Raw genomic sequence first — 22,069 nt, 5'->3', positions numbered from 1 at the left:
CAAAGACGAAATACACCAAGCGCCAGATCGGATAGATGATCTGCCCGGCCTCAAAACCAAGGGCTGCGCCCATGTCCATCGAGCTGGCAAACGCTTGCGGTGCGGGTGTTGGAATGGGGTTTGCGCCGTAGAAGTATTTGATGACTTCTTGCAGAACGATGGCGAGGCCAAACGTCACGAGGATCTGGTCCGCGTGAGGGCGTTTATAGAAGTGTTTGATCAGCCCACGTTCCATCACCACACCCATGATGATCATCACAGGGACCGCGAACAGGATCGACAGCGGCACGGCCCAGTCGATAATCGCATCACCCGTGGCTTGACCAAACCAATCGTAGGCGTAGGGCACATCAATCTTGAGCGGGTTGCCCAGAAAGTCGGTGCGGGTGGGGTCGACCACCTCGTGGCTGAGCGTCAGGATACGGCTCAGAGTAACGGCACAGAACGCACCAACCATGAACAGCGCCCCGTGGGCAAAGTTCACAACGCCAAGCGTGCCGAAGATGAGTGTCAGGCCCATCGCGATCAGCGCATAGGCAGAGCCCTTGTCGAGCCCATTGAGAATTTGGAGGATAATGGCTTCCATCGGTCCCACCCTTCGCAGTTGCAGAGTGTCAGAGCCCGCGGCCCAAATGGATGGGCCGCGGGTGATGAAGTCCAGCGCGGGGGCGAGCCCGCACTGGATTCGTCAGGCTTATGCGCCGGGGTTACACGTGCCCAGTTCGCCGCCCGCAAACTGCGGGTGGTCGGGTGCGTAGGTAACTTGCTCGACGGGTGTGACTTCGACGATTTCGAGAAGGTCGAACTCGGATGTTGGGTTCTCTTTACCCTTCACAACCAGCACGTCTTTGAAGCACTGGTGATCGTCGCCGCGGTACAGCGTTTTGCCGTTGCCCAGACCGTCGAACTCGAAGTCTTCCAGAGCTTCGACAACCGCACATGGGTTGAACGAGCCTGCGCGCTCCACGGCATCCGCATACAGAAGCGTTTGCACGTAGCATGTGTGCGCCGCCTGCGAGGGGGGGAAGCCGTACTTGGTGCCAAACGAGCGAACGAAGGCTTGCGAGCCTGCATCCTGCAACGACCAGTGCCAGTTTGTGGAACCGAAGATACCCTTAACGTTGGCACCAGCACCCTTCGCCATCAGGCGCGAGTACAAAGGCACAACGATTTCGAAGTTCTTGCCGTTAACGATCCGGTCACGCAGGCCGAACTGAACGGCGTTTGTGAGCGAGTTCACCATGTTGCCGCCGTAGTGGTTCAGAACCAGCACGTCTGCGTCGGACTGGAGGATCGGCGTGATGTAGGCCGAGAAGTCAGTCGCGGTCAGGGGTGTTTTCACGGCGTTGACCGTGTTCCAGCCCATGGCTTCGGTGGACGAACGGACGGCTTCTTCGGTGGTGTAGCCCCAGTTGTAGTCCGCTGTCAGGTGGTAGGCGTTCCGGTCGGAGCCGTAGCGAGCTTCGAGCACGGGAGCCAGTGCAGCACCGGACATGTAGGAGTTAAAGAAGTGGCGGAAGCCGTTGGCACGGCGGTCTTTACCGGTCGTGTCGTTGGAGTGGGTCAGACCCGCCATAAAGATAACGCCAGCCTCTTGGCACAGCGCCTGAACAGCCACAGCCACACCGGAGGACGAACCGCCCGATACCATGACAGCGCCGTCTTTTTCGATCATCGAACGTGCGGATGCGCGAGCGGCGTCGGATTTGGTTTGCGTGTCGCCTGTGACGTACTCGACTTTCTTGCCGAGGATGCCGTTGCCCTTGAGAGCTTTGGAGCTGAAGGTGTCCAGCATGCCGCTGTCGGCGCCGGTGCCGTTCAGGTGCTCAACAGCCAGTTCGAATGCGCGCAGTTCGTCGGCGCCTTCGTCCGCGTAGGGGCCCGTCTGTGGGACGTTAAAGCCCAGAGTGACCGTGCCGCCTGTAGGTTCGTTTGTGAAAGCAGACGCATCGGAGGTGAAAATGGTTGGCAGAGCAAGACCAGCGCCGCCCACGGCACCAGTTCTCAGCACGCCACGGCGTGTGAAGTTAGATTTGGACATGAAGTCCCTCCCTATTTGATATATCGGCAAAGAGGTCCTCCTCCAAGGCTCTGAGCCGCGCTCTTGGTTTACAAGGCAATACCAGTATCGGGGCGAAACCGAAAAATAAGCAATAAGTGCCTTTGTGGTATAGACTTTTTTGTAAATATATACACAATGCATGTGAAGAAAGTGTAAATCGATTTTCTTGCACCCGCAGAAAGTGCCTGAAAACACGCGATAATTGAGTGGTCCCGACATGCCCAGATCTGAGCTAACCGGCACCCGTATCCGCGAACGCCGCCTTGCATTGCGGATGCGGCAGGCGGATTTGGCGCGTGCGGCTGGCATATCCGCCTCGTATCTCAACTTGATAGAGCACAACAAGCGGCGGATTGCGGGAAAACTGTTGGCCGATATCGCCACGCATCTAGAGGTGGACTACACGGAATTAATGCGCGGCGCAGATCAGGCCTTGCTTGAAACTGTATCCGCAGCGGGTGCGGCAACGGGCCTGAATGAAGATGCGTTGACGCAAGCCGAAGGGCTTATTCGCGGATTTCCAAGTTGGGCGGGACTGATTGCCAATCAGGCAGAACAAATCGCGGCGTTGGAGCGGTCTGTCGATGCTCTGAACGACCGCTTGACCCATGACCCCGCATTGGCCGAGGCCATGCACGAGGTGCTATCCACTGTGTCGGCCGTGCGCTCCACCGCATCAATCCTTGCCTCCACCCCCGAGATTGACCCCAATTGGCTGGGGCGGTTCCACACCAACCTTGATGAAGATAGCCGCCGGCTGGCCGATGGTGCAGAAGCTATGGTGTCTTATTTTGAGACACAGGCGCGGCGAGGGCCTGGGTTTCTTGCGCCAACAGAGGTCGCGTCAGCCTTTCTCGATTCCGCGCAGCACCATTTCCCAAAGTTAGAGACAGGTTCCGAGGCCGACGTCGAAGCACTGTGCGCGGAGGGACCCGAGGATGCGAATGCGCGCACAATGGTGCGCACCGCGCTTTTGCAGTACCTCCACGATACCCGCCAATTGCCGATGCAGATCCTGCGGGACGCGATCCTAGACATAGGGGTCGACCCCTTGGTTTTGGCCGAAGAACTAGGGGTTCCGCTCGATTGTCTGATGCGACGCCTTGCGGCCCTGCCCCCCGACGCCCCCGAGACATCAGACATCGGCCTACTGGTCATCGATAGCGCAGGCGCTGCGCGCTACCGACGGCCTATTTCCGGGTTTGCCCTGCCATTGGTCACGGCCGGCTGCCCGTTATGGCCGCTTTATCAGAGCCTTGCGCGCCCGCATTACCCCGTACAGAGCCGCCTAACACTCCCAGATGGCGCTGTGTTTGACGCGACCGCAATCGCCCTGCCGGCCAAACGCCCCCGCCCCGGAACACCCGACGTGTTGCACGCAACGATGCTAATCCAACGGATGCCCGCCAAGAGCCTGCCCGCCACCCGGCCCCTAGCCGTGGGCGTCACATGCCGCGTCTGTGCGCGCACGAATTGCACCGCTCGCCGCGAGCCATCCTTGCTGACACCTGTGCCAGATCATCCCAAGGCTGACACCGCCTTTTGACATGCGGCCCAAAACACGGCAATCTTGTACGAAAGCGAACAAAAAAATAAGCGCTTTGTGCAAGGGACGGCACCATGACCAAGACGGTTCTCCTGATCGAAGATGAGCCTAATATCATCGTCGCAATCAGCTTTATCCTGCAACGCGCTGGCTGGCGCGTGCAAACCCATTCCGATGGCGCCAACGCGATGGAGGCCGTGACGCGCGAAAGGCCCGACGTAATCGTGCTGGACGTGATGCTGCCGGGGCGCTCTGGCTTTGACATCTTGGCGGACATTCGCGCGCAGGACACGGGGCACGACGTGCCGGTACTGATGCTGACGGCCAAGGGGCAAACCAAGGACCGTGCCCGCGCAGAAGCCCTAGGTGTCACACAATTCATGACCAAACCCTTTGCCAACCAAGCCGTACTTGAAGCGGTTGAAGCGTTGGCCGGGCAAAAGGCGTGACCCATGGCTGAGCTGCCGGGCCCACCGCTCAAGCCCCCTCAGCAGCCATTGTTTTTGGGGCGCGATGTGTATCGCCGCAACCGGATCGCGGATGCCGCCCGGCTGTTACCTATCCTTGGCGCGATCCTCTTGCTGTTTCCCGACCTGATCTTGTCGGACGAACGCGCGGCCCAAGGGGCCACAGCCCCATGGTTGGTCTATTTCTTTGCCGCGTGGCTGTTTTTGATCGGACTTGCATTCCTTTTGGCGCGCAAGCTTACGGCAGAAAACATGCAAGGCGGCCCAAACGACGCGCCGCGCGACGGCTGAGATGTCACTCAACAGCCTGATAGCCGTTTCACTGGCCTATGTGGCCCTTTTGTTCGTTGTGGCCTTTGCCGCCGAGCGGGCCGCCGCGCGCGGACAGTTAAGCGTGCTGCGCTCACCTTTAGTGTATACCCTGTCGCTGTCGATTTACTGCACGGCATGGACATTTTACGGCGCGGTTGGCTCAGCGGCGCGGTCGGGGCTAGAATTCATCACGATCTATTTGGGACCAACGTTGGTTTTCGTCGGCTGGTGGTGGCTTTTGCGCAAGATCGTGCGGGTGGGCAAAAGCCAGCGCGTCACGTCGATCGCTGACCTAATCTCGGCCCGCTATGGCAAATCCAACGGGCTGGCCGTGTTGGTGACTATCCTCGCGGTGGTGGGCACAACGCCCTATATTTCATTGCAATTGCAGTCCGTGACCCTGTCATTCACGGTCTTTGCAGACAGTGCCAACCGCGACGCAGAGGCGATCGGGTTGTATGTCGCTGTAGGGCTAGCCCTGTTCACTATCATTTTTGGCACACGCAGTTTGGACGCGAATGAACGTCACGATGGCATCGTGTCCGCAATCGCCGTTGAGGCCGTGGTCAAGTTGGCAGCGCTCTTGGCAGTTGGGGGCTTTGTGGTGTGGGGCGTCGCGTCCGGCCCGCAGGATATTTTGGAGCGCGTTGCGGCCTCGCCCATGGCGGATTGGACATCATCGTCGGGACGCTGGGTCGGGCTGACCATGTTGTCAGCAGCCGCTATCATCTGCCTGCCGCGCATGTTTCAGGTCATGGTGGTTGAGGCCTCGGACGAGCGGCACCTTGCCATCGCAAGCTGGGCGTTTCCGCTGTATCTTTTGGGAATGTCGATCTTTGTGGTGCCGATCGCGGTTGTGGGCCTAGAGATCTTGCCCGAAGGGTCCAACCCCGACCTGTTCGTGCTGACCATCCCGCTGGCCTTGGGCGAGGATACCTTGGCGATGCTGGCCTTCCTTGGTGGTTTTTCATCGGCGACGTCTATGGTAATCGTGGCCTCTGTGGCCCTTGCGACGATGCTGTCGAACCATATCGTCATGCCCCTGTGGCTTGCGACCAAGGCAGAGGGTGCTACGGTTTCAGGCGATGTCCGCTACGTCGTGCTGGTTGCGCGGCGCGCGTCAATCGCGGCAGTTTTGGGCATGGGCTACATCTATTACCGTTTAAACGGCGGCAATGAGGCGCTTGCCTCCATTGGGTTGATCGCGTTTGCGGGCCTCGCCCAAGTGTTGCCCGCACTGTTGGGCGGCTTGTTTTGGCGTGGGGCCACGCGGATTGGGGCGGCGGCTGGTATCTCCATCGGGTTTGCGATTTGGGGTTATACCATGTTGTTGCCCGTGTTTCAGGGCACGCTTCTGCCAGTGGCCTTGTTCGCAGAGGGGCCATTCGGGATTGCGTGGCTGCGGCCCGAGGGGCTGTTTGGCATCAATGAAACAGATCCTTTACTCTCGACCCTGATCCTATCCATAGGCGCTAACACGGTCGCGTTTTGCGCGCTATCGCTGCTGTCATTTCCAACACCGCTAGAGCGTTGGCAGGGCGCGCAATTCATCAACGTATTTGACCGTTCAACCGCCCCACGCGGCTGGAAAGGCGGGACCGCAGGCGCCGAAGAGTTGCTGATCATGGCCCAGCGCATCTTGGGCACCGAGCAAGCGCAAAGCCTGTTTCAAACCGAAGCCAGCGCGCAAGGGAAAAGTGGCTATCTTCCTGATCCCACACCAGATTTCATTGAAACCTTGGAACGTGAATTGTCTGGCTCGGTTGGCACCGCGACCTCCCACGCGATGGTGGGCCAGTTGACCGACGGCGCGACCGTATCCGTGGACGACCTGCTGGCCGTGGCCGATGAAGCGGCGCAAATCATGGAATACTCAGCCCGGCTTGAGACACAATCCGAAGAGTTGACCCTCACCGCCCGCAAGCTGCGCGAGGCCAACACAAAACTGACTGAACTTTCGATCCAGAAAGACGCGTTTCTCAGCCAAGTCAGCCATGAATTACGCACCCCGATGACGTCAATTCGGGCGTTTTCTGAGATTTTGATGATAGACGACCTCGCCAGCGAGGAGCGGCAGAATTATTCCGGCATCATCCGTGATGAGAGCCAGCGCTTGACCCGACTTCTGGATGATTTGCTCGACCTCAGCGTGCTGGAAAACGGGCAGGTCGTCCTGAATGAGGCGACGCTGTCCCTGCATGAGGTGTTGGAACGCGCGGTCAACGCGTCTTCGTCGCTCACGAAGGGTAAATTGACGATCATTCGGGACACAGATCGTGAGGATGTCAGCCTGCATACTGACGCGGATAGGCTGTCTCAGGTGTTCATCAATTTGATCACAAATGCTTGCAAATATTGCGATGCGGAGGCGCCGGAGTTGGCGATCAAAGTCCGCCGGACCAAGACCCGTGTAACCGTCGATTTTATTGACAATGGTAGCGGAATTCCAGCCCGATCGCGTGGCGTGATCTTTGAAAAGTTCGCCCGCCTGACGGATCATGCCTCGGCGGGCAGTGCAGGTCTTGGGCTTGCGATTTGCCGTGAAGTTATGGGCCGCTTGAGTGGCAGTATTGATTATTTGCCGGGTCAACAGGGGGCCGCGTTTCGGGTCATGCTGCCGCGCGCCCAAGCCAATGCGCCAAGTGTCGCCGCGCTGTAGGTTTTTCTGCACCGCAACAACGGAAAATTAACTTTGTTGGCATCATAACGGGACAAAGCATTTTGCTGCGAAGGCCGTTTATGTCCGAGGATATGTCACCTCTTCCTGTTTTGCGCCGTAAGGCCGGGGCCCGCCCCGGCCCGCCTCCGCCTCCGCGCGGTATGTCGCCGGAAAAAGCGTTGATTCAGGCGTTGACCAAATCTGGTGAGGGATTGCCGGGGCTGGAACTCACCGTGCGGGAACAGGAATCGTCTCGTGTGGACCAATCCGAGCTGTTGATCGAACTGCCCGAGGTGGCTTTGTTTACACTGGCGGATGGGCCCGGCGACAGTCGTGGGCTGATCTGCTTTAGCCCTGAATTGGTGGATGCCCTTATTGAGGTGCAAACCATGGGCCGCGTTGACAAAACCACCCGTGCGGCGCGGGAAACGACACGTATTGATGCCGCACTTACCCGCGATTTTGTCGAAACGGTTCTGACAGATTTTGCAAACCGGGTGGCCACGGTCGCGGATGCCCGCTGGGCGCGCGGATACAAATACGGAACCTACGTGCCCGATCCAACGCCATTGCCGCTTATGCTGAGCGAAGGCGACTATCGCCTTCAATGCGTCACGGTCGAGCTGGGCAATGGCGCCAAGCGTGCAAAAGTGTGGCTGGCACTGCCAGCGATTGCTGCGGCAGTGCAAACGTCATCACCGGCGGGGGCGCCAACCACTGGCGCGGCCCCCGGTAAAGCCCAAGTCCTAGCCCCGGACCCCGTCTGGGCTGCCGATATGCAGGCCGCTGTTTCGGACGCACCTGTAGAATTGCGCGTCACGCTCACCCGGTTTTCGGTGCCGCTGAGCCGTCTTCAATCCCTAAAGCCCGGCGATACGCTTCCCATTTCGCGCGGTTCATTGGGAGCGCTTGAGGTTATGGGGGCGGGACCGGGTCATGCATTATCCGGGAAGCTGGGCCAGCAGAACGGGATGCGTGCAGTGCGCTTGTCACTGACGGGGCCTGCGCCGGATACCACACAACATGCGACCAGCAGCACGGCGTTTGATACATCCACGCCGATAGCTGCCGCACCTGCTTTGGCCTCACCCACAAACGCGCCGGACATGCCCAACCTGCCTGATTTACCCGCCATTGACGCCCCACCCGGATTGCCCGATCTGCCCCCGCTTTCGCCTGAGCTGGGCAACATGCCAGCGCTTCCGGATTTGCCGCCGCTTGATGGGCCAGATGGTGGTTTGCCTGAGCTTCCGCCCCTTCCCGATCTGCCGGACCTGCCACCCATCGAATAACGTAGCCCCCCGTTTACACCCCCGACCCAAGCCGCTTAGGGTCGCACAACGTCTGAGGGAGGCTCCATGACAACCAAATCGCTACGCACAGCTATGGCTGAGGGACAGATGCTCGCGGGTACGTTCCTGAAAACACCGCATCACGTCATCATCGAAGTGCTCGCCCACGCGGGTCTCGACTTTATTTGCCTCGATGCAGAACACGCCCCTTTTGATCGGAGCGGCACTGATGCCTGCATCGCGGTGGCCCGTGCGCTTGGGGTGCCGATCCTGATCCGGGTGCCGTCTGCCTCTCCGTCCGACATCCTCAACGCGCTTGATTTGGGCGCAACAGGCATTGTCGTGCCCCACGTCGACAGCATCGAAAAAGCCCGCGCGATTGCCAAAGCCGCCCGTTTTGGCCACGGCGGACGGGGCTACGCAGGATCAACCCGATGGGCCGGATATGCCACCCGCAAGATGCCCGAATTGTTGGCTCAATCGCAGGAAGAAACCATCGTCATCGCCCAGATCGAGGAACCTGAGGGCGTCGATGCCGCCGCTGAGATTGCGGCCATCGACGGCATCGATGGCTTATTTGTCGGACCTGCGGACCTTTCGGTCGCTTATGGCAAGACTGACACCACATCGCCTGAACTCCAAGACGCAATGACCCAAGTTGGGGCGGCCTGTTCAGAGCATGGCAAAACCTACATGACGTGGGTCCCGACCACAGCCCAAGCCCAAGACTGGCGTCGCTTTGGGTTTTCGATGTTTTTTGTCGCTTCGGAACATGCATGGATGCTGTCTGGCGCGCGGCAAACGGCTGAAGGCATTCACGCCCTCGATTGACGAAACATGCGATGTGATCGCTAACATGCCTCGAAAAAGCCGGTTTGCACCCACTGCAACCCGGCTTTTCCATTTTCATATCTACTCGCGATCTGGGTTTAGCCCCATTTTAGGACCACGGGCGCGTCTCCTCCTCCCTTCTTCCCTCCCCGCGCCCGTTCGGAGACATCAAATGAACAGCTTTGAAATCAACCACATCGAAATCGAACGTGAAGCCCGCCGTCTGCGTGCAGAGGCTCTGCGTTCCGTTCTCAAGGCAATTGCAGCCTTTGTACGCAGCGGAACGGTCGTATTCGGTCGCCAAACAGCGCACTAAAGCCTTTTCCAATGCCCCGCCGCTTGCTAGGCGGGGCCATGGATACACAACTCCCCACACTCCGCCTCAAACCCAAAGCTGATGCCAAGCGTATTCGTCACGGATTCCCTTGGGTTTACGGCGATGACATCGTTCTTGATCGCCGCAGCCGCAACGTGGCGCCGGGCACCCCAGCCCTGCTAGAGGACAGCGAACGCAATCCACTCGCACTTGTTGCTGCGAACCCTAGCACACGTATTGTTGCGCGGGTCCTGGACCTTAACCCCGAGGCGCAGATTGACGCCGAATGGGTGCGCGCCAAGCTTGTGCAAGCCTTCGCGCTGCGCAGCCGCCTGTTCGATGCCCCCTACTACCGCCTGATCCACGCCGAGGCCGACGGCCTGCCCGGTGTTATCGTGGACCGTTTCGATGACACGCTGGTCATTCAGCCCAACACAGCTTGGGCCGAGGCGAATTGCGCATTGCTGGCCAATGTCCTTGCAGAAGTCACGGGCTGCACATCGGTGTTCAAAAACGCCCAAGGCCGGGCCCGCGTCACCGAAGGGTTGGATGACGTGAACGGACCGTTACTGGGCACGCCCCCCAGCAAGATTGCGGTGCCTATGAACGGCGCGACCTACATGGCCGACCTTGTTGGCGGCCAGAAAACCGGTCTGTTTTATGATCAACGCCCTAACCACGCCTTTGCTGCGCGCCTTGCGCCCGATGGCCGTGTCTTGGACGTATTTTCCCACGTCGGCGGATTTGGCCTAGCGGCTCTCGCGGGCGGCGCTCAATCAGCACTTGCCGTGGACGGGTCCGCACCTGCATTAGCACTTGCCGAAGAAGGTGCAGAGGCCATGGGCCGTGCAGATGCCTTTACTACGCGGCGCGGCGATGCGTTTGATGTCATGACCGAGCTGAGCGCGGCAGGTGAAACATTCGATCTTGTTGTCGCCGATCCACCCGCTTTTGCCCCATCAAAGCAGGCACTTGCGACAGGCTTGCGGGCTTATGAACGGGTGGCGAAATTGGCTGCGTCACTTGTCGCTCCGGGGGGATATCTGATCCTCTGCTCATGTTCACACGCTGCGGAATTATCGAAATTTCGGGCGGCGTGTGCGCGCGGCATGGGACGCGCAGGACGTCCCGGTGCACTGATCTACACCGGTTTTGCAGGCCCCGATCACCCAATGCACCCACAGCTGGCCGAAACCGGCTACCTCAAGGCGCTCGCGTTCCATTGCCCATGAAGATCCTGCTGGACGCTTGCGTCCTCTTCCCCACGATCTTACGCGAAATTCTACTCGCCGCCGCAGAGGAAACCCAGTTCGAGCCACTTTGGTCCGCGCGTATTCTTGAGGAATGGGCACGCGCGGCCGGATGGGATCGAGCGTGCTGTGGCACGCGTCCACGCAGAGGCATCACGCATTGAGGGGGCGGCTCTAGAACGCCGCGCCCTCCTAAAGCGTGCACGCCTACACCGCTTGGGCAAAGCTTTGGCGTGAGTTTCCCTTGCCCCCAGTGTAAAAAGGCCTCAAATCAGGGGAAATAACGCGCAAACCTTGGGTTTTCACCCATGAACAGCTGACGTATAGAAAAGCGAATAGGCAAAAAGCGCGGCCCACCGCGAGGAGCATCCAACATGACCAAAACACATGACAGCGACGTAGCCTTTATTAAGGCCCTGGCCGAGCTTTTGCGGGAGAATGACCTGACTGAGCTACAGGTTAAGCGTGACTACGCAGAGGACGATAGCCTCAACGTGCGCGTGAGCCGCCAGATGATGGCCGCACCTGTTGCCGCAGTCGCAGCAGCCCCTGCAGTCGCAGCCCCTGCCGCAAGCGCACCTGCCGCAGCCGCCGCCGCGCCGGCTTCTGCCCCTGCTGATCCGGCCCAAGATCCCGGCGCCGTCACGTCGCCCATCGTCGGCACGGCGTATCTGTCGCCTGAACCCGGCGCATCCGCCTTTATTTCCGTTGGCGACACCGTGTCCGAAGGTCAAACCCTTCTGATCGTTGAAGCGATGAAAACAATGAACCAGATCCCCTCGCCCAAAGCGGGCAAGGTGAAACGCATCCTGATCGAGGACGGCGCGGCCGTTGAGTTTGGCGCACCGCTCGTGATCCTCGAATAAGGGACATCCGGCATGTTCAAGAAAATCCTAATCGCCAACCGCGGCGAAATCGCCTTGCGCGTGATCCGTGCAGCGCGCGAAATGGGCGTAGCGACCGTTGCCGTCCACTCCACGGCGGACGCCGATGCGATGCATGTGCGTATGGCGGACGAATCCATCTGTATCGGCCCGGCCTCCAGCACCGACAGCTACCTTTCCGTGCCCGCGATCATCTCTGCTTGTGAAATCACAGGCGCAGAGGCGATCCACCCCGGCTATGGCTTCATGAGTGAGAACGCGAGCTTTGTTCAGGCGCTTGAGGACCATGGCATTGCGTTCATCGGCCCCACGGCCGAGCATATCCGCATCATGGGCGACAAGATCACCGCCAAGGACACGATGAAGGCGCTTGGCGTGCCGTGCGTGCCCGGCTCTGATGGCGGTGTGCCCGATTTTGAGACGGCGCAGACCCTCTGTGATGAGATGGGTTTTCCGGTGATCATCAAGGCAACTGCTGGTGGCGGTGGCCGCGGCATGAAGCTGGCCAAGACTGCCGAAGAACTTGAGACCGCCTTTCGCACCGCCCGCGCAGAAGGCAAAGCCGCCTTTGGCAACGATGAGGTATACATCGAGAAATATCTCGGCACACCGCGTCACATCGAAGTGCAGGTTTTCGGTGACGGCAAAGGCCGCGCCGTGCATTTGGGTGAGCGGGATTGTTCGCTCCAACGGCGTCACCAGAAGGTATTCGAGGAAGCCCCCGGCCCCTCTATCACGCCTGAGCAGCGCGCCGAAATTGGCCGCACCTGCGCCGAGGCTGTGGCCCGCATTAACTATGCTGGCGCCGGTACGATTGAGTTCTTGTATGAAAATGGTGAGTTCTTCTTCATTGAGATGAACACGCGTTTGCAGGTAGAGCACCCCGTGACCGAGGCCATTTTCGGTGTCGATCTGGTGCGTGAGCAAATCCGTGTGGCTGCAGGCTACGACATGTCGTTCCAGCAAGAAGATTTGCAGATCAATGGGCACTCCATTGAGGTCCGCCTAAATGCGGAAAAGCTGCCAAACTTCACCCCCTGCCCCGGCACGATTACGCAGTATCATGCGCCGGGTGGTTTGGGTGTGCGGATGGATTCCGCGTTGTACGACGGCTACCGGATTCCGCCCTATTACGACAGCCTCATCGGCAAATTGATCGTCCACGGGCGTGACCGTCCTGAGGCGTTGGCGCGTCTACACCGTGCCTTGGGTGAGCTGATTATCGACGGGATCGACACGACAGTTCCCCTCTTCCACGCCCTGCTGGAAGAGAAAGACATCCACACCGGTGATTACACGATCCACTGGCTCGAAAAGTGGCTTGAAACCAACCTCGGCGGCTAGCCGGAGTTACTCTGCCGCCTGCTTGGCCAGCGCGCCAAGGGCGGCATCGACCTCTGCGGCGAGCGCCTTGATTTCCTCAGTAGCAGGGGCGTTCCGGGCGACTTCGACGACACCCAACCCTTTGCCCAGACTTTCGGCATACACGACACGGTTGGCCAACACCGTGGACGCGGGTACAACGTCAAGCGCACCCAATTGTTCCAACATTTTTGCCGCCAATCGCGTGCCTGACTTGGCCCGGTTCAGCACCGCCATCACGACCTTACCTTCGCGGGCGGCCAACTCCAGCACACCTTCAGTCGCCCACATATCAACTTCACTTGCGGCGATGGGCACCACAACCAACGATGACGAACGCAAGGCAGGCCGCATATCGCTGTCAATCTTGGGGGGTGTATCAATGATGATGACATCGTGGGTTTTACGATACTTGTCGACCTCATAGGCAACGCCCCACGCGCTTGCGGTTGAGAAATCGACGCCCGGCTCGCCGCCCGTTTGCTCAAGCCGGGTCATAAACCAACGCCCTAACGATCCCTGAGCGTCGCTATCAATGACAGCCACCTTGCGCCCCATTTGTGCGAAAGCGACGGCCAAATTGACGGACACAGTGGTTTTACCCGACCCGCCCTTTTGCTGTGCGACTGTGATGACCTGCCCCGGCATGTCGATTCCCCATAACCCAAAATGCTGCGTTGCGGCATGGTGGAGGTGAGGGGACGCCCTGTCAATGGCGGCGGTGACGCAGGGGCAGCACTCCCTGCGTCACCTGCTTGTTATTCTGCGGCTTCTAGATAGGCCTCAACTGGTGGGCAGGTGCAGATCAGATTGCGATCGCCTGCCACGTTGTCAACCCGGTTCACAGGCGGCCAATATTTATCCACGCGGAACGCACCGGGCGGAAAGCACGCCGCTTCGCGCGTATAAGGCCGATCCCAATCGCGTACGAGATCTTCCATCGTGTGCGGTGCATTTTTGAGCGGATTGTTTTCCGGGTCCATTGTGCCGCCCTCAACCTGCGCGATCTCATCCCTGATGGCGCGCAAAGCGGTAATAAAACGGTCCAACTCAGCCTTGGTTTCGGACTCAGTCGGCTCAACCATCAGTGTACCGGCCACGGGCCACGACATAGTCGGCGCATGAAAACCATGATCCATCAAACGCTTGGCGATATCATCCACGGTGATGTGCGCACTATCGGCAAAGGGTCGGGTATCCAGAATACACTCGTGCGCGATCCGCCCATTGCGCCCTGTAAACAGCACGTCAAAGCTGCCCTTCAGCTGGGCCGCGATGTAATTGGCCGATAAAATCGCAACTTTCGTGGCTTGGGTCAGCCCCTCACCGCCCATCATCAGGCAGTAGGCGTGGCTGATCGGCAGGATCGAGGCTGAACCGAAGGGAGCAGCACTAACCGGGCCACCATCATCCGCGTCCATGCCCGTTTCTGGGTGGCCGGGCAGATAGGGGGCCAAGTGCGCCTTGACGCCAATCGGGCCCATGCCCGGTCCGCCACCGCCATGCGGGATGCAAAACGTTTTATGCAAGTTCAAATGGCTAACATCCGCGCCCAACTCGCCGGGTTTAGACAGGCCGACCATCGCATTCAGGTTTGCCCCATCAAGGTAGACCTGCCCGCCGTGGGCATGCGTGATCTCACACACCTCGCGAACGGTCGTTTCAAACACCCCGTGGGTTGAAGGATACGTAATCATACAAGCCGCAAGTTTGTCGCCTGCCGCCTCGGCCTTGGCGCGAAAATCGTCGAGGTCGACATCCCCATTGTCAGCGGATTTCACCACAACAACCTTCATGCCCGCCATATTGGCAGACGCAGGGTTGGTCCCATGCGCCGAGGTCGGGATGAGGCAAATATCACGGTCATCGCCCTGCGCCCGGTGGTAAGCCGCAATGGTCAAAAGGCCCGCGTACTCGCCCTGCGCACCGGAATTGGGCTGCATCGACATCGCGTCATAGCCCGTGATCACGCACAACCGCTGGGCCAAGTCATCTATCATCTCCCTGTACCCTTCGGCCTGATCAGCGGGAGCAAAGGGATGGATGTTGGCGAACTCGGGCCATGTGACCGGCATCATTTCAACAGCTGCGTTTAGCTTCATCGTGCAAGAGCCTAGCGGGATCATCGCCCGGTCCAGCGCCAGATCGCGGTCCGCAAGGCGGCGCATGTAGCGCATCATTTCCGCCTCTGCCCGGTTCATGTGGAACGTGGGATGGGTCAGATAATCGCTTTGCCGTTGTAGGCTTACGGGAATGTCCAGCGCGTCCAAGCGGACCTCTGTATCGATCCCGAAGGCACGTGCCACACGGTTCAGAATGGCTGTGTCGGTCATTTCATCACAAGAAATCCCGATGGCAGTGTCGCCCACTTTGCGAAGGTTAATGCCCTCTGCCACAGCAGAGCGCAGGATCACGCCCTGCATGGCGCCAACCTCAACAGTTAGGGTGTCGAACACATGTTCGGGCGCCACGTTGAACCCTGCGCTTTGCAGCGTTTGTTTAAGTGCACAAGCAGAACGATGTACGTTTTGCGCGATATGGCGCAGGCCCTTGGGTCCATGAAACACGGCGAAAAAGCTCGCCATGACGGCCAACAACGCCTGCGCTGTGCACACGTTTGACGTCGCTTTTTCGCGGCGAATGTGCTGTTCACGGGTTTGCAGCGACAGGCGGAACGCCTTGTGGCCATGGCTGTCGACCGACACCCCAACAATTCGGCCCGGCATGTTGCGCTTGAACGCATCCGCGCAGGCGAAAAAGCCCGCATGCGGCCCGCCATAGCCCAGCGGAACACCGAAACGCTGCGCGCTGCCCACGGCGATGTCAGCCCCCATTGCGCCCGGCTCTTTCAGCAGGCACAGCGCCAAAAGGTCGGTTGCCACGATCCCGATAGCCTTGTGCGCGCGCAAGGCGGCCATTTCAGGGGTGAAATCACGCAGATGTCCATGGGTGCCGGGGTATTGGAAGATCGCCCCAAACACAGCGGCAGGGTCTAGCGTATCAGCAGGGCCTACGATCACTTCGATGCCCAAAGGCTGAGCGCGGGTTTGCATCACTGCGATGTTCTGGGGGTGGCAGTTTTCATCAACAAAGAACGCCGTGGCCTTTGATTTGGCCACACGCTGCGCCATCACCATCGCCTCAGCGCAGGCTGTCGCCTCATCCAAGAGCGAGGCGTTGGCGACCGGCAGACCCGTCAGATCAGCTACCATGGTTTGGAAATTCAACAGCGCCTCAAGCCGGCCCTGCGCGATCTCGGGCTGGTAGGGCGTGTAGGCCGTGTACCAAGCCGGATTTTCAAGGATATTGCGCTGGATCGCGGGGGGCGTAACCGTGCCGTAATACCCCTGCCCGATCATAGAGGTCAGCACGGTATTTTTATCCGCAAGCCGCCGCATTTCGGCCAAAACCGCATGTTCGGTCATTTGCGGCCATGGCAACGGTTCGGCTTGGCGGATCGCAGGTGGAAGCGTCTGATCGATCAGATCGTCAAGGCTGTCGACTCCAACGGCCTTGAGCATCTCGGCCATTTCCTCGGGTGAGGGACCGATATGGCGGCGGTTGGCGAAGTCATAGGTATCATACTCAGTGATCTGCATGGGACGCTCCATCTGCATGGGGGAAGGCGAGTTTTTAACCAATAAAGGCCTGATAGGCGGCCTCATCCATCATCTCGTCCATTTCGGCGGCGGCGGGGGAGGTCATTTTGAAAAACCACGAACCCACGGCGTCGTCGTTAACAGCGGCCGGGTTGTCGACCAGCGCCTCATTGACCTCAACGATTTCGCCATCAAGAGGGGCTAGGATGTCGGAGGCAGCCTTGACGCTTTCGATCACAACGATCTCATCGCCCTTTGCGACGGTGGTGCCAACCTCGGGCAGTTCGACGAACACAACGTCGCCCAGTTGGGTGGCCGCGTGTTCTGTGATGCCAACGGTGATGACGTCGCCGTCGGCGTCTAGCCATTCGTGCTCTTCGGTGAATTTCATGAGGTTTCTCCTGAACTTAGCGTTTGTATCGGGGTGTGTGGAAGGGAAGCTTGGCAAGGGTCACGGGCAAGCGTTTGCCGCGGACTTCGCCGTAAATCGTTGTGCCAGGGGCCAGCTCCGCAGGGACAATGCCCATAGCAATCGGCGCACCAACGGACGGGCCAAAGCCGCCCGATGTGATCCGACCGATGGGGGCTGTCGCTTCAAGCGAGTGAAACAGTTCTACACCGGCGCGCATCGGGGCACGGCCCTCTGGACGCAGACCCGTGCGGATATTTGCGGGCCCATCCATCAGCTCCTGAAGGAGTGGTTCGGCCCCCGGAAAGCCGCCCGCACGCGGTCCACCCGCGCGGCGCGCCCTAGCAATAGACCACCCAAGGCCCGCGACCACCGGGGAAATCTGTGGGGTTAGGTCTTGGCCGTAAAGCGGCATTCCCGCCTCCAGCCGGAGGCTATCGCGCGCGCCAAGACCGATGGGCGCGACTGCGGGATGTGCCAACAATGCACGCGCAAATTCTTCGGCCCGATCCTCGGGCACCGAGATTTCAAAGCCATCCTCACCAGTGTAGCCTGAGCGTGAAATCCACAACTCCGCACCCATCCAGTCAAACACCAGACTGTCCATGAACCGCATTTCTGCGACAGCGGGCAGCAGCCCGGCCAAGACCGCCTCTGCCTTTGGTCCCTGCAACGCCAACAGTGCGCGATCGTCCAAAAGCGTGACCTCACAGTCGTGCAGTCCGGCCTTTAGGATTTCCATATCCTGATATTTACATGCGCCATTGACCACTAAAAAGAAGCGGTCGTTACAGTTAGCGAACATTAAGTCATCCGCCACGCCCCCATCGGGCTGCATCAACACACCATACCGCTGTCGTCCCACCCCAAGGCCTACGACATCAGCCGGGATAAACCGCTCCAGCGAGTTGGCGACATCCGCGCCGCGTACGATTACTTGTCCCATGTGGCTAACGTCGAACAAACCGGCCTCTGACCGACAGTGTAAATGCTCAGCCATGACACCCATCGGATATTGAACCGGCATAGAATACCCTGCAAAGGGCACCATCTTGCCGCCCAATTCGGCGTGCAACGCTTCTAGCGGCAATGGGTTCAGTTCAGACATAGGCGCCCCTTCACAGTTATCGCCACGATACCGTGGCGGGTCCTGCCCCCTCTGTCCTATGCGCCTGAGATCGTTATCCCTTCGGCGGGCAATTGAATGCCTCTCTCCAGAGTTTTATCGTCACACGGTCCTTGGGCCTGAGAGTTTACCGGGGCGGTTGCTCCTTCGGCACTGCGGGTGCAGATTCTCCCGTGTGATGAGATGTGGATAGGCGATCCGCGAAATCCAATCAAGAGCGACGCAAAGAGCGCTACATGAAAAGGTGTCATAATGACCATGAAACACAACATGTTCTTCGGCTACGGCAGTTTGGTAAACCGCGCCACGCAGAATTATCCTGGCGTCAAACGCGCCACCGTATCAGGATGGCGGCGGGCATGGCGGCACACGGGCGCGAGGCAGGTTGCGTTTTTGACGGCTGTGCCCTGTGCAAACACCCGGATTGATGGCCTACTGGCCGAGGTGCCCGGGGGCGATTGGACCGCGTTGGACGCCCGGGAATGGGCCTATATTCGCGCCCCTGCGGAACCCGGTCGCGGCGCGCAAATCTATCACATTCCCGATGATCTGCACACAGCGCCCAGCCAAACGCATCCGATCCTGTTGAGCTATCTGGATGTGGTCGTGCAGGGCTATTTGACTGAGTTTGGTGAGGCCGGCGTGGCACGGTTCTCTGCCACAACCGACGGCTGGGATGCACCGATCATCAATGACCGTTCTGCCCCTCAGTACCCGCGTTCGCAGCAGTTAAGCCCGGATGAAACAGCGCTGGTAGACGCGATGCTCAGCGACGTAGGTGCAACAGTGACATAAGCCGCGCCTGCCGTGCAAAGGGCGCACGCCGGGCGGTCGGTGCCCCGCCCTGCGCAATCACCCGCAGCGCCAGCCACGCGGCCAAAAGCCCAAAGATCAGCCCGCCTACAGCCTGCCCAATCAACACCCCCGGCGCGCCAAACATCCAACCGCCCAAAGCGACCAACGGAACTGTGCCCAACGTGTGCCGCCCCCAGTTAATCCATGTTGAAGTGAACGGCTGCCCAAGATTGTTGAATGCCGCATTAGACACAAACAGCAACCCGTTGAAAAAGAACACAAGTGCGAGCGGCCCACAGAATAGATAGACCAGTGTCAACGTCACGCCTTGTGCCGAGAACAATCCCGCGATGAACGGGCGCAGCAGATACAAAAGCACCGTCATGCTGAGCACGAAGAGCCCACAAAACAAAACTCCGTCAAGAAAGGCACGCCGAACGCGGGCGTGATCTTTGGCACCAAAGTTTTGCCCGATGATGGGGCCGATGGCACCCGATAGTGCGAATATCACCCCGAAAGCCACCGGCGTCAGACGCCCAACGATGGCCATGCCGGCTACAGCCTCTTCTCCGTAGGCTGCCATGGACCGCGTGACCCATGCCTGCCCCACCGGTGTGGCCAACTGGGTCAAAATCGCAGGCACCGCAATTGCTAAAATGGGCCGCAAATCCGCTAGGAATGTTAAGACCCGTGGCAATGTGAACCCACCATAGTGGCGAAGGATCGGGCGCAGTGCGAAGTATGCAATCGTGAGCCGCGCCGCGACTGAGCCCAGTGCCGCCCCTGTCAGTTCCAAATCGAGGCCAAAGATCAGGATCGGGTCGAGCACAGCATTTACCACCCCGCCCCAGATCGTTGCCATCATCGCGCGGCGCGCATCACCATGAGCACGCAGGATCGCGCCTCCCATCATGCCCAGCATCAAAAATGGCAGCGACGGGACAATGATAGCAAGGTAGTGCACAGCCAAATCCAACGTCTCACCGCTGGCCCCGACAAGGCGTGCGAGGGGTTCGAGAAACGCCCAAACTGTGGCCGCAAACACAGCGCCAAAGCCAAACCCATAGATCAGCGCTGTGGTCGCGCGGCTTTGCGCCAATGCCACGTCGCCTGTACCCAACGCACGGGCCACCAACGCCCCAGCCGCGATCGCCATGCCGATCCCGAACGACGTCGTAAAGAATAAGATCGCGCCAGCATACCCGACGGCCGCCGCCAACTCGGCCTTGCCGAGCATGGCGATAAAAATCATGTCGATGAAATCCACCAAGAACACCGCCATCAACCCCACCGAAGCAGTGAGGGACATGATGCTAACGTGGGCAAAAAGGTTGCCAGATAGGAACTTGGCAGAGGAACTAGGTGCAGACATGCATCACACCTACCGCGAAGCAGTGCCTGCGCGATAGGTCTAGCCCTGCACAGCCCCCTGTGCGGTCATGATCGCATTTAGCACGGCATCGGGCGTCAGCAGCTCCGGCAGGGCAATTCCAGCCGGCGCACCGGGGCCGTAGACCATGTTAAAGGGGATGCCGTAGCGATCATGGCTTTTGAGGTAGTTTAGGATCGTGTCGCTGGGCCGTGTCCAATCGGCGCGCATCAAGGTCACGCTTTCCAAGGCCTCAGCCACAGCGCCCCGGTCCAGAACAAGGCTTTTGTTGGCTTTGCAGGTCAGGCACCAATCGGCGGTGACATCGACAAAGACAACCTCACCGGTCTTGGCGCGGACCATGGCCTCGGCTTCGTCAAACACCAACCAACTGCTGTCGTCTTGGGTCATCGCGGTTGGTACCGGCCAAAAGAGCGGAAGTGTTAAGGCCGCGGCGAACACAGCCACGGCAACCGGCAAAGCCGAACGGTGCCAGACCAAAACCACGCCACCGATGAGCAAGATTGCCACCAGCGCACCCGCCAGCCCCAGCCCCGAAACAGCGGCCAAAACCGCAAGCAGCCACAGCGCCGTCGCGGCCAACAACCCGCCCATGGCCCATTTGACCCAAACCATCCAAGGACCCGGTTTGGGCATGCGCGAAAGCCAGCCGGGCCGCGCCGCAATCAACAGATATGGAAGCGCCAGCCCCACACCCAATGCGGTGAAAATCGCCGCGACCTCGCGGGGGCCATGCGTCATCGCATAGGTCACGGCTGTGCCCAAAAACGGCGCGGAACATGGGGTTGCAAGCAGTGCGGCAAAAGCTCCGGTCGCGAAGTCACCGCTCCAACCGCCGCGCGCTTCGGTCCGGGCCATGCCGGTCGTCCAGCCCTGCGGCAAGGTAATCTCAAACAGGCCCGCCATGTTGGCGGCAAACAATGCGATGATCGTAATCATCAAACTTAGGAACACTGGGTTTTGGAATTGCATGCCCCAACCGAACGACGCACCAGAGGTTTGCATCGCGATTACGACCGCTGCCAGCACCCAGAAAAATGTGATCACCCCGGCTGCTGATGCCAAAAACCCAGCACGGGCCCGGGCCCGTCCCTGCCCCGCAGCCCCCAGCGCCGAGGTCAGCTTGATCGACAACACAGGCAGAACGCAGGGCATGACGTTCAAAATTAGCCCGCCCAAAAGAGCGATGGCCAACATCCCCATCAGCGCGCCGGAGGCTTGCGGCCGAGGCGGCGGAGTGTTTGCAAACGCAGGCGCATTCAGTGTGGCCGCGCGCGCCCCGTCCGTAAGCGTGATCTGTAGCGCGCCCTCTCCCTCAGCCAGAACCGGTAATCGTGCCCACAGTGACCGCCCAGCATCAGCCACGATCACCTCAGGTTTGCCAAAACTGGCGTATTCGCCCTGCTCGGGGAAGATATCGGGGGTGGCCAGTGGTCGGTCGCTCCGCGCCGTTAGCACAAGCGCTGTGTCATCTAGAAAAACCGTGTCGAGCTGCCAGCCAGAGGACCCGCCATCATCGGGAATACGAGCCATCCATGAGGCAATCTGTGCGGCAGCCTCAGCATCGATGTCCCCGCCCGCTGGTAGGTCCAGCGACAGAGAAACCGTCTCGGGGATGCAAATGTCGGCGCAGACCAGCAAGGTTGCCTCTAGCGCAAGGCGCGCGGGCGCACCGGGCCGTTCAAGCTGGACCTGAAGTGGAAAAAGCACCTCGGTCTCGTAGCCAAAATTCTCAATCTCAAAGGCGGTGAACCGCGTCGGCGCAGGAT

19 protein-coding genes, 1 pseudogene and 2 riboswitches are annotated in these 22,069 nt (G+C 59.6%); of the genes and pseudogenes, 12 read left to right on the top strand and 8 right to left on the bottom strand.

Features of this window, described 5'->3' with window-relative positions:
• Together AC4GMC_RS10550 and AC4GMC_RS10545 are read right to left on the bottom strand one after the other, a co-directional pair.
• Window positions 1–586 (bottom strand): branched-chain amino acid ABC transporter permease (locus AC4GMC_RS10550; RefSeq protein ID WP_488082115.1); only part of this gene is annotated, 586 nt, incomplete at its 3' end.
• A gap of 108 nt (window positions 587–694) precedes the next feature.
• Complete coding sequence (locus AC4GMC_RS10545) at window positions 695–2,041, bottom strand: substrate-binding protein (RefSeq protein ID WP_487878979.1); 1,347 nt, start codon at window positions 2,039–2,041, stop codon at window positions 695–697.
• A 238-nt stretch (window positions 2,042–2,279) separates the two neighbouring features.
• Between AC4GMC_RS10545 and AC4GMC_RS10540 the strand changes: the two genes are divergently transcribed.
• The 11 genes and pseudogenes from AC4GMC_RS10540 (at window position 2,280) to accC (ending at window position 12,963) form a co-directional block, all read left to right on the top strand.
• A complete protein-coding gene (locus AC4GMC_RS10540) occupies window positions 2,280–3,608 on the top strand; it encodes a short-chain fatty acyl-CoA regulator family protein (RefSeq protein WP_487877732.1) in 1,329 nt (442 codons plus the stop codon).
• A 74-nt stretch (window positions 3,609–3,682) separates the two neighbouring features.
• Window positions 3,683–4,057, top strand: a complete 375-nt coding sequence (locus tag AC4GMC_RS10535; protein WP_487877733.1) for a response regulator transcription factor — start codon at window positions 3,683–3,685, stop codon at window positions 4,055–4,057.
• Between the two features lie 3 nt (window positions 4,058–4,060).
• Window positions 4,061–4,366, top strand: a complete 306-nt coding sequence (locus tag AC4GMC_RS10530) for a hypothetical protein (RefSeq protein WP_487877734.1) — start codon at window positions 4,061–4,063, stop codon at window positions 4,364–4,366.
• Window position 4,367: 1 nt separating this feature from the next.
• On the top strand, window positions 4,368–7,046 hold the full coding sequence (locus AC4GMC_RS10525; RefSeq protein WP_487877735.1) for an ATP-binding protein: 2,679 nt from the start codon (window positions 4,368–4,370) through the stop codon (window positions 7,044–7,046).
• 80 nt (window positions 7,047–7,126) lie between these two features.
• A complete protein-coding gene (locus tag AC4GMC_RS10520; protein ID WP_487877736.1) occupies window positions 7,127–8,338 on the top strand; it encodes a FliM/FliN family flagellar motor switch protein in 1,212 nt (403 codons plus the stop codon).
• 66 nt (window positions 8,339–8,404) lie between these two features.
• Window positions 8,405–9,169 carry an HpcH/HpaI aldolase family protein gene (locus tag AC4GMC_RS10515; RefSeq protein ID WP_487877737.1) on the top strand — a complete coding sequence of 255 codons (765 nt, stop codon included), beginning with the start codon at window positions 8,405–8,407 and terminating at the stop codon, window positions 9,167–9,169.
• Between the two features lie 172 nt (window positions 9,170–9,341).
• Complete coding sequence (locus AC4GMC_RS10510; protein ID WP_487877738.1) at window positions 9,342–9,485, top strand: RSP_7527 family protein; 144 nt, start codon at window positions 9,342–9,344, stop codon at window positions 9,483–9,485.
• A 38-nt stretch (window positions 9,486–9,523) separates the two neighbouring features.
• On the top strand, window positions 9,524–10,717 hold the full coding sequence (locus AC4GMC_RS10505) for an RSP_2647 family RNA methyltransferase (protein ID WP_487878657.1): 1,194 nt from the start codon (window positions 9,524–9,526) through the stop codon (window positions 10,715–10,717).
• Window positions 10,714–10,845 (top strand): annotated as a pseudogene (locus AC4GMC_RS10500) (RSP_2648 family PIN domain-containing protein); the annotation flags it as partial. The gene AC4GMC_RS10505 and the pseudogene AC4GMC_RS10500, both read left to right, overlap by 4 nt.
• A 264-nt stretch (window positions 10,846–11,109) precedes the next feature.
• A complete protein-coding gene (accB, locus tag AC4GMC_RS10495; protein WP_487878656.1) occupies window positions 11,110–11,601 on the top strand; it encodes an acetyl-CoA carboxylase biotin carboxyl carrier protein in 492 nt (163 codons plus the stop codon).
• A 12-nt stretch (window positions 11,602–11,613) separates the two neighbouring features.
• Complete coding sequence (accC, locus tag AC4GMC_RS10490) at window positions 11,614–12,963, top strand: acetyl-CoA carboxylase biotin carboxylase subunit (RefSeq protein ID WP_487878980.1); 1,350 nt, start codon at window positions 11,614–11,616, stop codon at window positions 12,961–12,963.
• 6 nt (window positions 12,964–12,969) lie between these two features.
• Here accC and parA read toward each other — a convergent pair whose 3' ends face one another.
• From parA to gcvT, 4 genes are all read right to left on the bottom strand, one after another.
• Complete coding sequence (parA, locus tag AC4GMC_RS10485) at window positions 12,970–13,629, bottom strand: ParA family partition ATPase (protein WP_487880233.1); 660 nt, start codon at window positions 13,627–13,629, stop codon at window positions 12,970–12,972.
• Window positions 13,630–13,739: 110 nt separating this feature from the next.
• Window positions 13,740–16,580, bottom strand: coding sequence for an aminomethyl-transferring glycine dehydrogenase (gene gcvP / locus AC4GMC_RS10480; RefSeq protein ID WP_487878313.1), 2,841 nt, complete (start codon window positions 16,578–16,580; stop codon window positions 13,740–13,742).
• A gap of 34 nt (window positions 16,581–16,614) precedes the next feature.
• A complete protein-coding gene (gene gcvH, locus AC4GMC_RS10475) occupies window positions 16,615–16,971 on the bottom strand; it encodes a glycine cleavage system protein GcvH (RefSeq protein WP_038004914.1) in 357 nt (118 codons plus the stop codon).
• A gap of 16 nt (window positions 16,972–16,987) precedes the next feature.
• A complete protein-coding gene (gene gcvT / locus AC4GMC_RS10470) occupies window positions 16,988–18,097 on the bottom strand; it encodes a glycine cleavage system aminomethyltransferase GcvT (RefSeq protein WP_487878312.1) in 1,110 nt (369 codons plus the stop codon).
• 49 nt (window positions 18,098–18,146) lie between these two features.
• Window positions 18,147–18,209: riboswitch (glycine riboswitch) on the bottom strand.
• Window positions 18,210–18,212: 3 nt separating this feature from the next.
• A riboswitch (glycine riboswitch) is annotated at window positions 18,213–18,299 on the bottom strand.
• Between the two features lie 74 nt (window positions 18,300–18,373).
• Between gcvT and AC4GMC_RS10465 the strand changes: the two genes are divergently transcribed.
• Window positions 18,374–18,910, top strand: coding sequence for a gamma-glutamylcyclotransferase family protein (locus AC4GMC_RS10465; RefSeq protein ID WP_487878742.1), 537 nt, complete (start codon window positions 18,374–18,376; stop codon window positions 18,908–18,910).
• On the opposite strand, the gene AC4GMC_RS10460 is transcribed toward AC4GMC_RS10465, so the two are convergent.
• Together AC4GMC_RS10460 and AC4GMC_RS10455 are read right to left on the bottom strand one after the other, a co-directional pair.
• Window positions 18,882–20,282 (bottom strand): MATE family efflux transporter, encoded by a 1,401-nt coding sequence (locus AC4GMC_RS10460; RefSeq protein WP_487878741.1) that lies wholly within the window; start codon window positions 20,280–20,282, stop codon window positions 18,882–18,884. The two genes, AC4GMC_RS10465 and AC4GMC_RS10460, sit on opposite strands and share 29 nt — an antisense overlap.
• 39 nt (window positions 20,283–20,321) lie before the next feature.
• A partial coding sequence (locus tag AC4GMC_RS10455; protein ID WP_487880232.1) for a protein-disulfide reductase DsbD family protein occupies window positions 20,322–22,069 on the bottom strand: 1,748 nt, incomplete at its 5' end.

It is taken from the genome of Thalassobacter sp. (assembly GCF_982993085.1).
This window is presented reverse-complemented; position numbering and strand designations above follow the sequence as displayed.

What these genes read in the sequence shown, in the direction of transcription:
- gcvT (WP_487878312.1), bottom strand. Translation starts at nt 18,097, where the DNA reads ATGTCTGAACTGAACCCATTGCCGCTAGAAGCGTTGCACGCCGAATTG.
- AC4GMC_RS10505 (WP_487878657.1), top strand. Translation starts at nt 9,524, where the DNA reads ATGGATACACAACTCCCCACACTCCGCCTCAAACCCAAAGCTGATGCC.
- parA (WP_487880233.1), bottom strand. Translation starts at nt 13,629, where the DNA reads ATGCCGGGGCAGGTCATCACAGTCGCACAGCAAAAGGGCGGGTCGGGT.
- accB (WP_487878656.1), top strand. Translation starts at nt 11,110, where the DNA reads ATGACCAAAACACATGACAGCGACGTAGCCTTTATTAAGGCCCTGGCC.
- accC (WP_487878980.1), top strand. Translation starts at nt 11,614, where the DNA reads ATGTTCAAGAAAATCCTAATCGCCAACCGCGGCGAAATCGCCTTGCGC.
- gcvP (WP_487878313.1), bottom strand. Translation starts at nt 16,580, where the DNA reads ATGCAGATCACTGAGTATGATACCTATGACTTCGCCAACCGCCGCCAT.
- AC4GMC_RS10510 (WP_487877738.1), top strand. Translation starts at nt 9,342, where the DNA reads ATGAACAGCTTTGAAATCAACCACATCGAAATCGAACGTGAAGCCCGC.
- AC4GMC_RS10545 (WP_487878979.1), bottom strand. Translation starts at nt 2,041, where the DNA reads ATGTCCAAATCTAACTTCACACGCCGTGGCGTGCTGAGAACTGGTGCC.
- AC4GMC_RS10465 (WP_487878742.1), top strand. Translation starts at nt 18,374, where the DNA reads ATGAAACACAACATGTTCTTCGGCTACGGCAGTTTGGTAAACCGCGCC.
- AC4GMC_RS10515 (WP_487877737.1), top strand. Translation starts at nt 8,405, where the DNA reads ATGACAACCAAATCGCTACGCACAGCTATGGCTGAGGGACAGATGCTC.
- gcvH (WP_038004914.1), bottom strand. Translation starts at nt 16,971, where the DNA reads ATGAAATTCACCGAAGAGCACGAATGGCTAGACGCCGACGGCGACGTC.
- AC4GMC_RS10460 (WP_487878741.1), bottom strand. Translation starts at nt 20,282, where the DNA reads ATGTCTGCACCTAGTTCCTCTGCCAAGTTCCTATCTGGCAACCTTTTT.
- AC4GMC_RS10525 (WP_487877735.1), top strand. Translation starts at nt 4,368, where the DNA reads ATGTCACTCAACAGCCTGATAGCCGTTTCACTGGCCTATGTGGCCCTT.
- AC4GMC_RS10535 (WP_487877733.1), top strand. Translation starts at nt 3,683, where the DNA reads ATGACCAAGACGGTTCTCCTGATCGAAGATGAGCCTAATATCATCGTC.
- AC4GMC_RS10520 (WP_487877736.1), top strand. Translation starts at nt 7,127, where the DNA reads ATGTCCGAGGATATGTCACCTCTTCCTGTTTTGCGCCGTAAGGCCGGG.
- AC4GMC_RS10530 (WP_487877734.1), top strand. Translation starts at nt 4,061, where the DNA reads ATGGCTGAGCTGCCGGGCCCACCGCTCAAGCCCCCTCAGCAGCCATTG.
- AC4GMC_RS10540 (WP_487877732.1), top strand. Translation starts at nt 2,280, where the DNA reads ATGCCCAGATCTGAGCTAACCGGCACCCGTATCCGCGAACGCCGCCTT.